The following is a 16,676-nucleotide window of genomic DNA, read 5'->3' as shown; positions in this document are numbered from 1 at the left end:
ACAAAACCCAGAGTGGGCTTGTTTTTCCTGAACTATTTTAGGGGATAGAAGTTCCGCTGTCGGGTGTGGGGTGTCGGGTGTGGGGTGTCGGGTGTCGGGTGTCGGGTGTCGGGTGTGGGGTGTGGGGTGTGAGGGTGTCGGGTGTCGGGTGTCGGGTGTGGGGAAGCTGGGGAAGCTGGGGGAGATGAGGGAGATGGGGGAGATGGGGAAGCTGGGGAAGTTAACTCAAAACTCTACCTTACCTGTTAACTATTACTATTAACTGTTAACTGTTCCCTATTCCCTGTTCCCTGTTCCCTGTTCCCTGTTCCCTGTTCCCTGTTCACTGTTCACTGTTCCCTATTGCCTGACAAATGACGAATTAATGACAAATTTGACACAATTTTATCACTTGGGTTTGCAGAGTGGAGAGTCCGTCAGCACCCCGTTTTAGACTCACCTCTAACTCTAATAAAACTCGTAACGTCGCCATTAATTGACCCAGACTGAGGTGTTGCACATCTTTTTTCAGGAAGTAAATACGCTTAGGGTTTCCGACTTCGGCGGCGTTAGCAATAACTTTGATATCCTTTTCCCCCTCACTTATCATTAATTTCACCCATAACCAAGTGCGAAACTGTCCCACGAGGGTGGCGACAATTCGTAATGGGTGTTCGTTATTGTTGATTAAGTCAGTAATCAATCCTAAGGCTTTGTGGGTATCGCCTTTGAGGATACTCCCGGCTAATTGTAGACTACTGTGAGTGGTAGTGGTGACTAATGCCGCAACAGCGCGTTCATCTAAGCTAGTCGTCTCATCACCCGCGTAAAGGCGTAATTTATCCAGTTCGTTGGCAAGTTGGCGGGTATTGTTACCCACTGCATCAGCCAGGAGTTCAGCTGCTAGGGGGTTGAGTTTGACACCCGTGGTTTGGGCGTAGGATTTAACCTGTTGGACTAATTCCTCGGTTTTCCAGGGGGGAATTAGGGGAAATTCTTTGATTTTGGCGTGTTTTTGCAGCAGTTTGGTGGATTTGAGTCGCCCATCGGGGCGATGATGAGTGGTGAGGAGTAATATCGATTCTGGCGGAATGGCGGGAAGCGTGCGCTGAAGTTCAGCCAGAACGTTGTCGGAACAGGTTTGGCAAACGCTGGTATCGACTAGCCAGACGAATCGCCCTCCCATTCCAAAGGGGGGAGTCATCGCCTGATTGAGTCCCTGAATTACGGCGTCGGGTTGGTCTGGGGGAATTTTATCATAGTTAAAACTCAGCCAGTTGGGATCGAGGACAGACTGGCGTAGTTCGTTGACGGCTTGGGTAAGGGAAAAGTCATTGTCTCCCCAATAAAGATAAATTGGCATAAGGACGTTTAGCGTATTCGGAGGAAATTCAACGTGGATGATACTTATCCAACCTATGTCAATCGGGTGGCGAGGATGACTGTACCCGATAGTTATCACTCCCAGTTACCCAATATCCAGGAGTCACCGAAGTTTGAGCATCTGACTGATGGCACAACTAAGGCGGTTAATTTTCCAGGATACACGGTGATGACGCCACCGTGGGAGGATGAGTCGGAGAATGGGGCGTTTTACGGGAGTTTGCAGGAGTTACAAGGGATATTAGAGCAGGAATTGCCACCTAGTTTTATGATATCGCTGCCGCCTGAGAGTTTTCATTTCACGCTGGCGGATTTAATTTGGGAGAATAATTATCGGGATGCGGTGCAGGATAATCCAGAGTTTGAACCGCAACTTCAGGGACGTATTCGAGAGAGTTTTGGGCAATATCAGGAGTTGTATAGGAATTCTTATCCTATATATTGGCAGTTTTTCGGCGTGATTGTTATGCCCCGTGCGATTGGGGTTTGTTTGGTGCCAAAAGATGAAAAATCTTACCAACGAGTGGTTGAGTTCCGGCGTTGTCTTTATCAAAATCCGGGATTAATTGGTTTGGGGGTTGAGCAGCAGTACCATTTTACGGCGCATATTACGTTAGGATACTTCGGGGAAATTCCAGCACAGCTTGAGCGCGATCGCATTAGTAGTATGTTATCGGATTTGAATCAGCAATGGTTAGGGAAGGAGGATAATTTATTTTTGGTTAAGCGGGCTGAGTTGCGGAAGTTTGATAATATGACTCATTTCTATCGCAAATCGGATTTTCCGGTGGTTGATTTTTGAGTTAGTGTGGGGTGGGGGGAAGGTTTACGTTGATTAGTTTTAAACCTGCCCTCTGTGAGGTTGTTGAAGATGGGATTGTTTTGAGTGGTTTGGTCTCAGAATTGGATCGTTTTAACGCAGAGGGACGCAGAGGTAAGCGCAGAGGTTCGCAGAGGGTTTGGCGTTAGTTGTGAGTAGGAGATGGTAGGATATAGTATTACTAAAATAGTTGCGATTATTAAATAGGAGGGTTACATTGATGGTAGAAAAGGTCTGTGAAAACGTGGCAATTATCGGTTGTGGTTACGTGGGAAGGGCTGTAGCCTGCCATTTGCAAAAACAGGGTCACTTCGTCACAGCAACGACTACCAGGAAAGAGCGCGTCACCGAACTTGAGGAAGTAGCCGCGCAGGTAGTGATTATGACTGGAAATGATGCCAAAGCTGTAAAGTCTGTGGTACAAAATCAGGATACCTGTCTCGTGAGTCTTGCTCCAATCAGCACTCGCCAGGTGGATGCAGAGGTATATCGGGAAACCTACATTCCCACAGCGGAAAATTTGGTAGCTGCATTGAAGGAGAATTCTAGTGTTAAGCAGTTAATTTACCTGAGTAGCTGTTCTGTATACGGGAACAAAAATGGTGAGTGGGTTGATGAGACTTTCGGGGTAGATACAGATAATGAGTATAATCAAGTGCTGGGTGAAGCAGAACAGATTTTGTTAAGTTCTGTTCGTGAAGACTTAAGTGTTTGTATCCTGCGTTTGGGTGGAATCTATGGTCCGGGTAGAGAGCTAATGAAACGGTTAAGCCGTCTGGCGGGAAAACGTTTACCTGGAAGTGGTGAAAATGTAGGTTTTTGGATTCATTTGGATGATAGTGTTAGAGCAGTGGATTTTGCCCGTCAGCATAGATTCAATGGTATTTATAATCTGGTTAATGATTTACGCTGGACTTACCGAGAATTGTGCGATTACGTTTGCGACAAACAAGGTTTAGAGAGAATTGTTTGGGATGCTTCTCAACCCAGTTTTCGCCCTCTGAATGCACAGATCAGCAATCGGAAGATTAAAGCAGCAGGTTACACGTTGATTCATCCCCAGACGATTGTTTGAATTAGAATTTGTGCGGTCACTTGTTTTAATCTCCTACTGAATAACTGCGATTCCCTGTTCCCTGATCTCAACCGTTAACTTTAATTATGTCCACCTACTTATGAATCCGCTAAATCATCCGATTCTAGAGCAAAGTTTTGCGATCATTGACCAAGAAATGGGTGAACATAGGTTCACGCCTGATGAATATGCTATTGTCCGTCGGGTAATTCACAGTACGGCTGATTTTGAATTGGCTAAACTGATTTATTTTAGTCCAGAGGTAATTGCATCAGGAATTACAGCTATCCAGAATAAAACCCCGATTATTACTGATGTGGGTATGGTTAAACAGGGAATTACTGGAATGGTAAGTAAAACCTTCGGAAATCCGGTAATGGCGGCGGTTGAACAAGCATCGATGGCGCTTCCGGGGAAAACTCGCACGGAAACGGGTTTATTAAGTTGTTATCGTCAGTTTCCTGAAGCCATTTATGTGTTTGGTAATGCACCGACTGCACTCTTGGCATTATGTGCTGAATTACAACAAGCTTCAGTAAAACCAGCTTTGGTTATTGGCGCACCTGTGGGATTTATTTCGGTTGTGGAAGCAAAAGAGGCTTTAGCCAAAACTCCAATCCCACAAATTCGGATTAATGGACGCAAAGGGGGTTCCCCTGTCGCGGCGGCGATTATTAATGCTTTAATTGTCTTAGCGTGGGAAAAGTCGTGAACTTAATTTATAAGCGTTTGTAGTAAGCGCTTGTAGTAAGCGCTTTAGCGCTTTTGGCACTAAAGTGCCTACTACGAACCCAGTTACCTTGTGGTGGGCAAGAGCAATAAACGATATGATAAAAATTTTAAGGATTATAACTCTTGCCCACCCTACATGAAATATTAATAACAAATAACGAATAACAAATGACAAATGATATTCATGTAGTCGGAATCGGTTTAGATGGTGCGGCGGGACTCACAGAATCCGTGCGACAATTAGTAGAACGGGCGACGCTGTTAGTCGGGAGCGATCGCGTCCTGAGTTACTTCCCTGAACATCCCGCACCCCGCCTGGTTTTGGGCGATTTGACGCAGGTACTCCGCGAGATTCGTCGTCAGTTGGCTAAGAATGAGCCAAATTGCTGTATCATTGTGTTAACCAGTGGCGATCCCTTGTTTTTTGGCTTGGGACGTTTGTTATTAGCTGAATTGCCACCTGAACATCTCACGTTTCATCCCCATGTCAGTGCGGTACAATTAGCCTTTAGTCGGGTGAAAGTCCCTTGGCAAGATGCGGTGACAATTAGTAGTCACGGGCGTTCGTTAGAGCGATTAACCCAAGCATTACAACAGGGAACGGAAAAAATTGCCGTGCTTACGGATAAAATAAATACGCCGAGTGCGATCGCAAATCTATTGCTTGATCTGGATTTACCCTGTGAGTACCAGTTTTGGCTGTGTGAAAACCTGGGTGGAACCGATGAACGGGTGCGGTGTTTGCCTGTGGATGGGGTACACTTAGAAGCGATCGCGCCGCTGAATGTGGTGATTCTCCTGCGTCAGTCTGAACCGAGTGATATTCCCCTAGATGTCGCCAAATTACCTATTTTAGGGCTATCGGATCACAGTTTTGCCAGTTTTCGCGATCGCCCCGGTTTAATCACCAAGCGAGAAATCCGTACTTTGATTTTAGCGGAACTATCCCTACAACCCGAACAAATTATCTGGGATATTGGTGCAGGAACGGGTTCCGTCTCGATTGAAATTGCCCGATTATCGCCGACGTCTCACGTCTATGCAATTGAAAAAACGGCGATGGGAACGGCTTTAATTGAACAAAATTGCCGCCGTTTACAGGTTACGAATGTTACCTCTATCTATGGTACAGCACCGGATATATTATCTCAACTGCCCACCCCCCAGCGGGTGTTTATTGGCGGAAGTGGCGGGAATTTGTTGGCGATTTTAGAACGAACCCAGGCACAGTTAGGAGATAATGGCATAATCGTGTTAGCCTTAGCCACCTTAGAACACCTGAATCAGGCAGTCAACTGGTTTAGCGATCGCGGTTGGATGTATCGATTATTACAAGTTCAGCTTTCCCGTTCCATTCCCATCGCCCAACTCACCCGTTTTACCCCCCTAAATCCGGTGACGATTATTCGAGCTATGCGATCGGATACAATAAATAATTTGTAGGGGAGTGTTTCGCCATTGTAGGGGCGGGTTTAGCCACTCAAACTACTTGGCACCAAAAACTAAACCACAAAACCCGCCCTGATTCATACGTCGTAGAGTATGTAGAGACGCAGCAGGCTACGTCTATCATCAGTGACATGAAGCAAGTTACAGTTTATCTCAACCACGGAAAACACTGTACCGGAAGCTCGGATAATGGCAGAACCACCACCGAGAACCATATCTTGTATCCCGGTGATATGTGTATTGTTGATCCCGCCAATTCCAAAAAACACAAATACAGAGGTAGAATTGGCAGACTGGATGGAACCCAACGCAAAGGAATTCCCCGACTTTGTTTCACGGACAAAAAAGGGGGGTATGGTTATATTAATCCTGTTGATCTTTCCCCTCTCCCCGCCAATCTACCTGCCATAACCAGCATCAAATCATCCTCCCAAAAACCCCATCCCACCTTTTCAGTAGACTTACCGCCAAAAGTTCCCGGCGATAAAGACAGTCTACAACGTGCTATCTGTCTCCTGGGAAATCGCACTAAATCGGAACTCAAACAGAAACAGCAAACCGAATTAAGAGAACTGATTGGCACCTATCCCAACGCCCAGAGAGCCGCTGACTGGAAGAAAGGGTTAAAGCAAGTGGTTAAACAGTCGGATTGAGAGAGATGGGGTGAGGGGGAAATTCAGTTACGACTGGTGTGGCACAGCTAAAATAGAGCTTTGTTTGTAGTAAGCACTTTAGTGCTTTAACGCATAGTTGGAGAGGGCTAAGGTTCCCCTCTCTACCAAACAAATCAATCTATTAGGACTTACGCAAAGGCTCTATGTGTAGGGTGTGTTAGCGTAGCGTAACGCACCTTTGCTACGATATGTGGTGTAGCTGCGTAAGTCCTGTCTATGCCACCAATTAAGGTGTGCAACGCCACTACTGGACTGACCCAGCTAAAATTGTGGAATAGATTTGACCGTGAAATTGGGCGCACGTCGGTGCGCCCCTACAACACGTATTCAGCCAACCCTAATTCCGGGAGGTTGGAGGACTAAGGATCATTAGTTGATCGCCTCCGTCACTTTCATACATCATCACAACAGGTGGACTCAATGTGCGATCGCGTTTATCGGGTAAAGCTGGAAAAATGTAAAAATAACCGTCGCGATCAGTGAGTAAGCGCCAGACAATTGGGGTTTCTGGATTGCTGGTATCGGTGAGTTCTTTACCCAGAAGTCGTTGATATAAATCTTGGTCGCCGATAATCCGGAAACCGGAAGGATTGACTAAGGGATTGTCCAGTTGACGTCCCAGGGAAACAGTGTTATCTGGAGCAACTACGGTGATAATCGGTAAGGTTGAGGTTTCGTTAACTGCATCTAACCAAGCATCGGTATCCGCTTGCCATTGGGCTAACCAAAATAGGGCGGTTAATGCCCATAAGACAATCACAATTTCGATAGTGAGCGAGCCTAAAAATTGCAGCGAATTAAACTGAGTTGAACTAAAGTTAACCAAGGATTGTATCCCTTGGGATAGCCATGCATTGGGGTGTTGTCTGGCGTAATTGAGGAGAGGCGATCGCACTCTTTTGGTTAGCGTGGTGAGACTCGCCATCACCGGATGTTTAATCAGCCAGAGGGTGAGGTGAATCGCCGTAGCGGTGAGAATAAGCGCGATCGCAGTCCGGATAATGGCGAAGGGAGAACCAAACAGGGCGTGGAATGCAGCGAGGTAGAACGAGTCAAAGGGGAAGTTGAGGGTGGAAACCTCAAGATTAAAAAAGCTAAAATAAGCCCAACGGTATGTCCAACCTGTAAAGTACAACCCCGCACCGAGTAAAACGACGAGACTGGTAACTTTGCCTAATAGGTTGGGTTCGTTAGGATCAGGAGGAGTGGAAACCACGGACTTTCTGGCAGCGCTATTCAATTCAATCATATTACGGATATGACTATCATCAAAGGGATGAAAACGGCACTGAATATCATTACCTTGACCCTACTGGTTTCAAGTCTTGGAGTCATCGGGTATGCTGAAACTACGATGAGCAAACCCAGAGAGATTGCTCAAGCCGCTAATCAGCAAGCCCAATCGTTACCAGTCGCCCTACCAGACTCCGCTTTGGTGTGGCAAAAACCTGGGGGTTCGATGAGTGGTCAATTGACGGCGTTGAGTGAAGAAGGGCTAACGATTTCTCAGAATAATTTCTCGGAAACCTTACCTCTGGATGAAGTGAACCGAATAGAATTTCAGGATGAGGTGTGGATTCGCAATCGACAGGGGCAAAGGGTGAGAAGAAAAGTGCGATCAGAAGACTCCTCTACAAGGAGACCGCAAGTTTGGCAGGGAGTGCCGATTTGGGCATTTCAACTGCAAAACCCGGAAACAGCGAGTCTCAGGTTAGGGACAGTTTTAAGCCGTGAGTATTTACAAGATATTCTTTCGATTTCTAGAGATAGTATTTATGTCGTTAATGCGATTGAATTTGATTTGCCAGAACTAACGATGACGATTACAGCAACGCCAATTGACCGTTAGGTGTAGAAGGTTGAGTGCTATGCGGCAAATTTTATCGGGTGTTTTAGTGGTCGGTATGGGCTTGGTTCCTGTAACTGTGCCGTTGATGGTTCAACAAAGTTGGGCGCAAACCCAGGAGTTACAGGCAGAATGGGAGGCGCTTGTAGACCAAGCTATCCAGCAAACAAGAATAGGGCAATATCGACAAGCTATAGAAACCTGGCAACAAGTTTTAGACTTAGCAAGACAACTGAACGATAGACAGCTAGAAGCGTTGGCAATGCTTGGGATTGGTTTTAATTATGAGCAGCTTGATCAGTACCAGAAAGCTCTAGATTACTATAACCAAGCCTTACCTATTTTCCAGGAAGTGGGCGATCAAGCAAGTGTTGCCACTACTCTCAATAATATTGGTAGGGTCTACCATGCGATTGGACAACCGCAGAAGGCATTAGAATCCTATAACCAAGCCTTACCCATTCGTCAGGAAGTGGGCGATCGCGCAGGTGTTGCCACTACTTTCAATAATATTGGTGTGGTCTACCGTGCCATGGGACAACCGCAGAAGGCATTAGAATCCTATAACCAAGCCTTACCCATTCATCGCGAAATGGGTGATCGTGCAGGTGTTGCCTCTACTCTCAATAATATTGGTGGGGTCTACCATGCTATCGGACAACCGCAGAAGGCATTAGAATCCTATAACCAAGCCTTACCTATTTTCCAGCAAGTAGGTGATCGCGCAGGTGTTGCCACTACTCTCAATAATATCGGTGCGGTTTACCGTGCCATGGGACAACCGCAAAAGGCATTAGAATCCTATAACCAAGCCTTACCCATTAGTCACGAAGTGGGAGACCGCGCAGGTGTTGCTATTACTCTTCATAATATTGGTGCGGTTTACAATGACATCGGACAACCGCAGAAGGCATTAGAATCCTATAACCAAGCCTTACCCATTCTTCGGGAAGTAGGCAATCGCGCAGGTGTTGCCGCTACTCTCAATAATATTGGTGCGGTCTACGATGCCATCGGACAACCGCAGAAAGCATTAGAATCCTATAACCAAGCCTTACCCATTAGTCGCGAAGTGGGTAATCGCACAGGTGTTGCCACTACTCTCAGTAGTATTGGTGCGGTTTACCGTGCCATTGGACAACCACAGAAGGCATTAGACTACTATAACCAAGCTGTGACCATTACCCTAGAAATGCGCCAGGGTTTACAGCGAGGAAATCGACAGTCATTTTTAGGAAATGAGCCCGGTAGTGTAATTGCTCTAACGAATCTCTTGATTGACCAAAATCAACCTAAACAAGCTTTTGAATGGATTAACCTTTACAGCACAGCCGAACTCGCTGATTATACCCGCCTCATTGATGCCCAAGTGAGTAATCCCCAAGCCCAAAAATCTCTAGACCAGTGGAATCAAAAAAATCAACAATTAGAAATCTTCCGCCAGCAATTACAAGAGAACTTTTCTGAGGAACGCTCCCGCCAATTTCGGGAATTTGAGGCACAAGTTAACCAAGAAGCGGAAGACATTTCTCGCCAGTATCCCGAAGTTGCCGAACTCTTAGAAACCACACCTGATGATCTTGAGCAACTCCAATCCAGTATCCCTGATGGTACAGTAGTCATTCAGCCCGTCTTGCTGACCAATATAAAAGATGTTCCCAACAATATCGCTATTTTTATCCTGACGAAAGACCAACCCATCACGGTTAAAAAAGTTCCCGTCGATCCGGATCAACTAGATAACCTAATCACTGACTACCGAGAGATAGTGCAAAACCGTTATGCCACAGGCTTCCGCGACAGGGGGAGCGAACTCTACGACTTATTGATTCGTCCCATTGAAGACCAAATCCAGTCATTCTCTCCTAGCAAAATTGCCATCATCGCCACAGGTAAACTGCGTTATATTCCCTTTGAAACCCTCTACAACCGAGACACAGGCAAATTCTTAATTGAAACCTATCCCATCAATTATTTCACTCGCTTAAGTGTCAATTCCCTGCAATTGACAGACATCGGAAATTCTCCATCTTTACAGCATGGAGCGTTAGGATTAGGGAATCCCATCCCGGAAGAACCCTATAATTTACCGGGTGCGGAAGCGGAAATCAAAAATCTGCCCAACCTCCTACCTAGAAGTGAAATCTATCTGGGTAATGACGCCACTGTCGAAAGATTCAAATACCACGCCCCCCGCTTCCCAGTCATCCACCTTGCCACTCACGGCTGTTTTCAAGCTGAGGGTTGTTGTCTAGGAGAAAAAGAAGACTGTAATGGTGTACGTCGTATCGATATGGAACCCAACACTCTCCTATTTGCCGATGAACCCTTCAACATCGCCAATGCTGCACGATTAGGCATGAAAAATACAGAACTTCTTGTCCTCAGCGCCTGTCAAACCGCCTTGCGAGAAGAATCAGACGGGCGGGAAATTGCGGGTATTGCCTACTTATTTGAACGGGCAGGTGCTAAAGCAGTCATGGCAAGTTTGTGGAATGCCGAGGATGAAACAACCTCCGAAATTATGACCCAATTTTATCAAAATCTCAACCAAGGGATGAGTAAAGGCGAAGCCCTGCGTCAGGCAAAACTTCAACAGATTGATCGCCATCCCTTCTATTGGTCACCTTTTATTTTAATTGGTAATGCCCAATAGTTCGTAGTGAGAGCTTTAGCTCTCTCCAGCTATGCATTAAAGCACGCTTTGTGCTTACTACAAACAAAGTCCTATTTGAATCTGGTCACGCCACTACTGGACTGATCCAGCGAAAATTGTGGAATAGACTTGACCATTGAATCGGGCGCAAGTCTTTGCGCCCCTACGGTTTCGGGTCTCCCATTCTAATTCATCAAATAAGGTGTGCCACGCCACTACGCTTGTCCATCACGGCAGACTCTTTAATTCTGCTGCTTTTAGCCCACTGCATAATCACTCATTTCACGCATAAAAGGAGGATGAAAGCCTAGCACAATATCTTGTGTTGGCACACCCAAATTGACTAATTCTGCCGCAATATCATGCTCCGTTGAATTGTAAAAAATCCAGATTTTCTCATTCCGAATATCCAGATGCATTAAACAATGATGCACCCAGCGCCTATGGTGCCAACCCAGATGCACAATTTGATAGTGATTGCGCTGCGTATCAAAGATTGTCTCTACCTCGAACTCACCATAAGCTGGCTTAACTTCTGCATGATCCATCAACAATTGCTGCACAATTTGCTGATACTTGATTACTTTATCCGTTAGTTCTGCCATTGTAAAATTCCCTCCACTTCAAGATTGTAAATCATCAGTTTTACATTGTTTTATGGCAGGATTGATACAGAATAATCAAGTTATAGCAGTAGACATATCGATTAGGACAAATGAACTGTTGTAGAGACGTTCCGCCGGAACGTCTCTATCTTAAGATGCTAAAAAAACGATTAATGTCAGGACTTACGCAGGTACATCATATATGGTGGCAGTGGTGCGTTAGTGCAGCGTAACGCACCCTACAGATAGAGGCTCTGCGTAAGTCCTAAATGTACACAAATATGTATAGTTACGTGGTATTCTTGCTAAAGTTTGGTCAAAAGCTTGAGCTAAAAAGAGAATGGCACTGTACTAAGTTTTGTCAATAGACCTCAAACCCTTACAAATGACGAATGACAAATGACAAATGACCAAAACATTTCGCCAACTCCTCCAACAACCCGAAACCCTGATCCTTCCCGGCGTCTACGATTGCATCAGCGCCAAACTCGCCGAAAAAATTGGCTTTGAAGCCATCTTTACCAGTGGCTTTGGCATTTCCGGTTCCACCCTCGGTAAACCCGATTACGGTTTTCTCACCGCAACCGAAATGCTCAATAGTGTTGGACGAATTGCTGAATCTGTTACCATTCCCCTTATCGCTGATATTGATACCGGGTACGGAAACCCCCTCAATGTTATCCGTACCGTCACCGATATCGTTAAACTTGGTATAGCCGGAATTATCCTGGAAGACCAAGAGTTGCCCAAGAAATGTGGTCATTTTGCCGGAAAACGGGTAATTCCCGCCGCAGATCATATTCAGAAAATCCGCGCCGCCGTTCACGCTCGTGGTAAAAGTGATTTAGTGATCATTGCCCGTACTGATGCCCGTGCGCCCTTGGGACTCGATGAAGCGATTAATCGAGGACGTGCCTATTATGAGGCTGGGGCGGATATCATTTTTATAGAAGCTCCCCAATCTATTGAAGATTTACAGGCGATCGCATCAGCACTTCCTAATGTACCTCTGTTTGCCAATATGATAGAAGGGGGCAAAACTCCGGTGCTGTCGGGTCAACAATTGCAAGAATTAGGCTTCAAAATCGTCGTCTATCCCCTCTCTGGCTTATTTGCAGCGACTAAAGCCATGATGGATTGTTTGAGTCATTTGCGCCAACAGGGGACTACCGCAGGCTTTACCCATCTCGTCTCCTTCCCAGAATTTGAGCAGCTTATTGATGTACCGCACTATCGCCAACTCGAACAGCAGTTCACTGTATCAGAAGCATCACCGCAGGGGGAAGCGTGAGAATGATGAGGGAGATAGTGTAGAGACGTAGCATGCTACGTCTCTGATCCGGTTGACCAATAGAAGAATGTCAGTATAGATGGGTAGAAAGGGACGCTATCTTCAAAACTTAACCGAAATCCCCTGAAATCCCCTGTAGACGGCAACTACACCCAACCATTACGGTTCTGCCCACTGATAGAGTCAATCATACAGAGGTAGAGTGTTAGTGTAAATGACATAAAAATTTACAAATAAGGGTAAATCGTTTACCCCTTCAGCCAATCATATACCGCTCGGCAAAGGAAATCCACCATGTTTGAACATTTTACAGACAGAGCTATCAAATCCATTATGCTCGCCCAAGAGGAAGCCCGTCGCCTGGGACATAACCTCGTGGGAACGGAGCAAATTCTCTTGGGATTGCTGCGAGAAGGAACCAGTGTGGCGGCGATTGTCCTCAAAGATATGGATGTCACCCTGGAATCAACCCGGAAGGTGGTCGAAAAAATCATTGGTCGCGGATCAGGCTTTGTTCCCGCTGAAATTCCCTTCACTCCCAAAGCCAAACGCCTGTTTGAGCAATCCTTTAAAGAAGCTCGACAACTGGGACATAATTATATCGGTCCAGAGCATTTGTTACTCGCCATCCTGCAAGACACCGACAGCGTTGCGGGTAAAGTGTTGCAAAGTTTAGGCGTTAATCCATCCACCGCCCGCACTAAGCTGATTCAAGCCATTGGCGAAGTCGCAGCGGCTGCAACCGCTAGAGGACCGGGTACTTCAATGATGGGTCGCACCTCAAAGTCCGCCACCTTGGAAGAGTTTGGCAGGAATCTCACCCAGTTAGCCTCAGAAGGTAAGTTAGATCCTGTAGTGGGTCGTGTCAAGGAAATTGAACGGATTATCCAGATTTTAGGACGCCGAACCAAGAATAATCCCGTATTATTGGGAGAACCGGGTGTTGGTAAGACCGCGATCGCAGAAGGGTTGGCGCAACGGATTTCCGATAATCAGGTGCCAGAACTATTGGAAAATAAGCAGGTGATCAGCCTGGATATCGGATCACTGATTTCCGGTACCCGTTTCCGGGGTGACTTCGAGGAACGCATCAAGCAGATTATGCAGGAAGTGCGGGAAGCGGGGAATATTATCCTGGTGATTGACGAAATCCATACCTTAGTCGGTGCTGGGGCGCTAGAAGGTGGATTAGATGCAGCGAATATCCTCAAACCCGCTTTAGCGCGAGGTGAACTCCAATGTGTCGGGGCGACGACATTGGATGAATATCGCAAGCATATTGAGCGAGACGCCGCCCTAGAACGCCGTTTCCAACCGATTATGGTGGGTGAACCCTCGGTTGAGGAAACCATTGAAATTTTGCAGGGATTACGGGATGCTTATGAGCAGCATCACCGAGTCGAAATCTCTGATCATGCGTTAGATGCAGCGGCGAAACTGTCAGATCGTTATATTAGTGATCGCTTCTTACCCGACAAAGCCATTGACTTGATTGATGAAGCCGGAAGCCGTGTCCATCTGATTCATTGTCAGCCGTCTCCAGCCACGCGAGACATCAAGCGTCAAATGCGTCAGGTAACCAAAGAAAAAGAAGACGCCGTTCGTCTCCAGGACTTTGAGAAAGCCGCCCAATTGCGCGATCGCGAACAGGAACTGGAAACGCAGCTACAAGCGATTCTGCAAGCGGAAACCGATGAAGATACCCCTGTGCAGACACCGCTGGTAAATGAAGAAGATATTGCTCACATTGTCTCCTCCTGGACTGGTGTACCCGTCAACAAGCTGACCGAATCCGAATCAGCCCTGTTGCTGCACATGGAAGATACCTTGCACCAACGCTTAATTGGTCAAGAAGAAGCCGTTACCGCCGTCTCCAAAGCGATTCGGCGGGCGCGGGTGGGGTTAAAAGACCCGAATCGACCCATCGCAAGCTTTATCTTCTCTGGACCAACGGGAGTGGGTAAGACAGAACTGGCGAAAGCGTTGGCGGCTTACTTCTTCGGGTCAGAGGATGCGATGATTCGCTTGGATATGTCCGAATACATGGATCCGCACACCGTTTCTAAGCTAATCGGTTCGCCTCCCGGATTTGTCGGCTATGACGAAGGCGGTCAACTCACAGAAGCTGTCCGGCGTCAACCCTACACGGTACTCCTGTTTGACGAAATTGAGAAAGCGCATTCTGATGTCTTCAATACCCTGTTGCAACTGTTGGATGATGGTCGGTTAACGGATGCTAAGGGTCGTACCGTGGACTTCAAGAACACCCTGATTATTATGACCTCGAACATCGGTTCGCGGGTGATTGAAAAAGGTGGCGGTGGTTTCGGGTTTGAAGATTCAGACAACCTCGCTGAATCTCAATACAACCGGATTCGTAGCCGCGTGAATGATGAACTTAAGGATTATTTCCGTCCAGAGTTCCTCAATCGCCTTGACGATATTATTGTCTTCCGTCAGTTAAACCGAGATGAGATTAAGCAAATTGCTGATCTCCTTCTGGTGGAAGTGTCAACTCGCTTAATGGAACAGGGAATTACCCTAGAAGTGACCGAACGGTTCAAAGAGCGTTTAGTTGAAGAAGGGTATGATCCCAGTTACGGGGCGCGTCCTTTACGTCGGACGATTATGCGGCTATTAGAAGATAGCTTAGCCGAAGCCATGCTATCGAGTCAGATCATTGAAGGAGAAACCGCTGTGGTTGATGTCGATGAGAATGGTGAAGTGAAGGTTTTACCCGGTGAATCGCCAGCGCGATTGCTGCAACCTGTCGGGTAAGTCTTCAGCCACCTGTTTTAGACGTAGCATGTAACCTCCTCCAGAGGTAGCATGCTACTTTTTTTACCTCGATGGTAAAGTATCAGATCCAGTTTGGTTGTTCTTTGGCTGTGAGTTCTTTATCCGGTGGTCTTCATCTGTCAATAAGCATGTCAATAAGACTTTATCTTTGGAGATATTAATGTCGTTCAAAGCCTTCCTTCAACTTAATACGTTTTCTGTCCGAGTTTGCTGCTGGCAATTGCTGCTCTATTCAGTAACAGAATTTGCTGGACAATTTGTTTACATTGACTGGCAGCAGCGTTTGGGTTTCAGCGTGCTTATTCAGTGTTTCCTTCATTCATCGTCATAATTGTGGGCTTGGCTCAAGTCGAACTTGCCTGCTAATTTGAATGGGTTTAATCCCTTAGCGACTTATAGCATCTGATCGATTTTGCTGCTTGGCTGAATCTGTAATTTTACCTGCACATTTTCACAAAAGGGTCATCTATGCCTTGGTTTAATTTTTTATCAAAGAAACGTCCTGCTGCTCAAGGATTTGCGCCGAAAAAGAAGAGTCAGGAGTTACCACAAGCTTTTATTTTAGAACCGATTTTAACGCCCAGTGGTTTATTGGATGGCACAGATAATCCCATAGATCCCGTAGATATCGATATCTCGGCTGACCAAATTGCTGATATTGATATTCCGGAGATTGAGGAAGGGTTTGGCGATAGTTCAGATAATGATTTAGAGGAGATTCCCTTCGTCACATCGATTGAGGGAGAGGAAACCTTAGAGGAGATTCCCTTTGTTACCTCACTGGATGACGTGGCGGAAAGTGAAGCGACAGATGAGGCGCTGACGGAAGAAACGCCGTTAAATGAATCGCCGTTAACGGGGTTAGACAGTTCTAGTCCCAGCTTTGAATCCGGCGTGTTTACGGTTGGACAAACTGGGGAGGTTAGTGTTGATTTCCTCTTTGATGGTGGGGGATATGAAGGTGAACTCGCTGTCTTTAGTTTAGAGGGGATGGAGGAGTTTGAACCGGGTTCTGAGGCGTTTATTCAGGAAGCGGCGTCTCGTGCGTTGAGTGATTCGGAGTTAGGTCATATTGTGATTAGTGACCAAACGGAAGGGGCGCGATTCGTTGGCGAATTAGGAGAAAGTGACCGAAATTCTGGGGACTATCTAGGAGTCAAGACAGTCCAAATGCGTCCAGGGGATGAATTTGGCTTTATGCTGGTTCCCAATAATACAGTACAACAGGTGTTTGATAATCCGGATGTGGGAGGGGCGGCGCGTCCCCTATTTTCTATGGCGACAGCGAATCCAGATGATGGGTTTCATGTCGGGCAAATTGCCGATGTCACCGGGGATGGAAGTACCTTTGTGATGGAAGATTTGCG

14 protein-coding genes are annotated in these 16,676 nt (G+C 46.4%); 11 read left to right on the top strand and 3 right to left on the bottom strand.

Annotated features, from left to right (window positions below; all coding sequences use genetic code 11):
• Positions 1-70: 70 nt before the first annotated feature.
• A complete protein-coding gene (locus tag RIE73_RS05615; protein WP_446400257.1) occupies positions 71-262 on the top strand; it encodes a hypothetical protein in 192 nt (63 codons plus the stop codon).
• 99 nt (positions 263-361) lie between these two features.
• On the opposite strand, the gene holA is transcribed toward RIE73_RS05615, so the two are convergent.
• Positions 362-1,342, bottom strand: a complete 981-nt coding sequence (gene holA / locus RIE73_RS05610; RefSeq protein WP_446400256.1) for a DNA polymerase III subunit delta — start codon at positions 1,340-1,342, stop codon at positions 362-364.
• Positions 1,343-1,375: 33 nt separating this feature from the next.
• On the opposite strand from holA, the gene RIE73_RS05605 reads away from it, so the two are divergent.
• From RIE73_RS05605 to RIE73_RS05585, 5 genes are all read left to right on the top strand, one after another.
• Positions 1,376-2,164 (top strand): DUF1868 domain-containing protein, encoded by a 789-nt coding sequence (locus RIE73_RS05605; RefSeq protein ID WP_446400255.1) that lies wholly within the window; start codon positions 1,376-1,378, stop codon positions 2,162-2,164.
• Positions 2,165-2,402: 238 nt separating this feature from the next.
• On the top strand, positions 2,403-3,257 hold the full coding sequence (locus RIE73_RS05600) for an SDR family oxidoreductase (protein WP_446400254.1): 855 nt from the start codon (positions 2,403-2,405) through the stop codon (positions 3,255-3,257).
• Positions 3,258-3,357: 100 nt separating this feature from the next.
• Positions 3,358-3,969 (top strand): cobalt-precorrin-8X methylmutase, encoded by a 612-nt coding sequence (locus RIE73_RS05595; RefSeq protein WP_446400253.1) that lies wholly within the window; start codon positions 3,358-3,360, stop codon positions 3,967-3,969.
• 188 nt (positions 3,970-4,157) lie between these two features.
• Positions 4,158-5,432: a precorrin-6y C5,15-methyltransferase (decarboxylating) subunit CbiE gene (gene cbiE / locus RIE73_RS05590; protein WP_446400252.1), complete on the top strand. Its 1,275-nt coding sequence runs from the start codon at positions 4,158-4,160 to the stop codon at positions 5,430-5,432.
• Positions 5,433-5,569: 137 nt separating this feature from the next.
• Complete coding sequence (locus tag RIE73_RS05585; RefSeq protein WP_446400251.1) at positions 5,570-6,091, top strand: hypothetical protein; 522 nt, start codon at positions 5,570-5,572, stop codon at positions 6,089-6,091.
• Positions 6,092-6,449: 358 nt separating this feature from the next.
• Here RIE73_RS05585 and RIE73_RS05580 read toward each other — a convergent pair whose 3' ends face one another.
• A complete protein-coding gene (locus tag RIE73_RS05580) occupies positions 6,450-7,361 on the bottom strand; it encodes a hypothetical protein (protein ID WP_446400250.1) in 912 nt (303 codons plus the stop codon).
• A 9-nt stretch (positions 7,362-7,370) separates the two neighbouring features.
• Between RIE73_RS05580 and RIE73_RS05575 the strand changes: the two genes are divergently transcribed.
• Together RIE73_RS05575 and RIE73_RS05570 are read left to right on the top strand one after the other, a co-directional pair.
• Positions 7,371-7,961, top strand: a complete 591-nt coding sequence (locus RIE73_RS05575; protein ID WP_446400249.1) for a hypothetical protein — start codon at positions 7,371-7,373, stop codon at positions 7,959-7,961.
• Positions 7,962-7,980: 19 nt separating this feature from the next.
• Entirely contained in the window at positions 7,981-10,614 is a 2,634-nt protein-coding gene (locus tag RIE73_RS05570; RefSeq protein WP_446400248.1) for a tetratricopeptide repeat protein, read from the top strand.
• A gap of 257 nt (positions 10,615-10,871) precedes the next feature.
• Here the strand turns inward: RIE73_RS05570 and RIE73_RS05565 are convergent, their stop codons facing one another.
• Entirely contained in the window at positions 10,872-11,219 is a 348-nt protein-coding gene (locus RIE73_RS05565; RefSeq protein ID WP_446400247.1) for an element excision factor XisI family protein, read from the bottom strand.
• 406 nt (positions 11,220-11,625) lie between these two features.
• Here RIE73_RS05565 and RIE73_RS05560 point away from each other — a divergent pair, with 406 nt between their 5' ends.
• The 3 genes from RIE73_RS05560 to RIE73_RS05550 all read left to right on the top strand — a co-directional run.
• Entirely contained in the window at positions 11,626-12,510 is an 885-nt protein-coding gene (locus tag RIE73_RS05560; RefSeq protein ID WP_446400246.1) for an isocitrate lyase/PEP mutase family protein, read from the top strand.
• 294 nt (positions 12,511-12,804) lie between these two features.
• Positions 12,805-15,288: an ATP-dependent Clp protease ATP-binding subunit gene (locus RIE73_RS05555; protein ID WP_446400245.1), complete on the top strand. Its 2,484-nt coding sequence runs from the start codon at positions 12,805-12,807 to the stop codon at positions 15,286-15,288.
• Between the two features lie 489 nt (positions 15,289-15,777).
• Positions 15,778-16,676, top strand: an 899-nt coding sequence (locus RIE73_RS05550; RefSeq protein WP_446400244.1) for a DUF4114 domain-containing protein, incomplete at its 3' end; no start/stop codon positions are given.

Origin of the sequence: Coleofasciculus sp. C1-SOL-03 (genome assembly GCF_040220555.1) — a bacterium.
GTDB lineage: Bacteria > Cyanobacteriota > Cyanobacteriia > Cyanobacteriales > Coleofasciculaceae > Coleofasciculus.
This window is presented reverse-complemented; position numbering and strand designations above follow the sequence as displayed.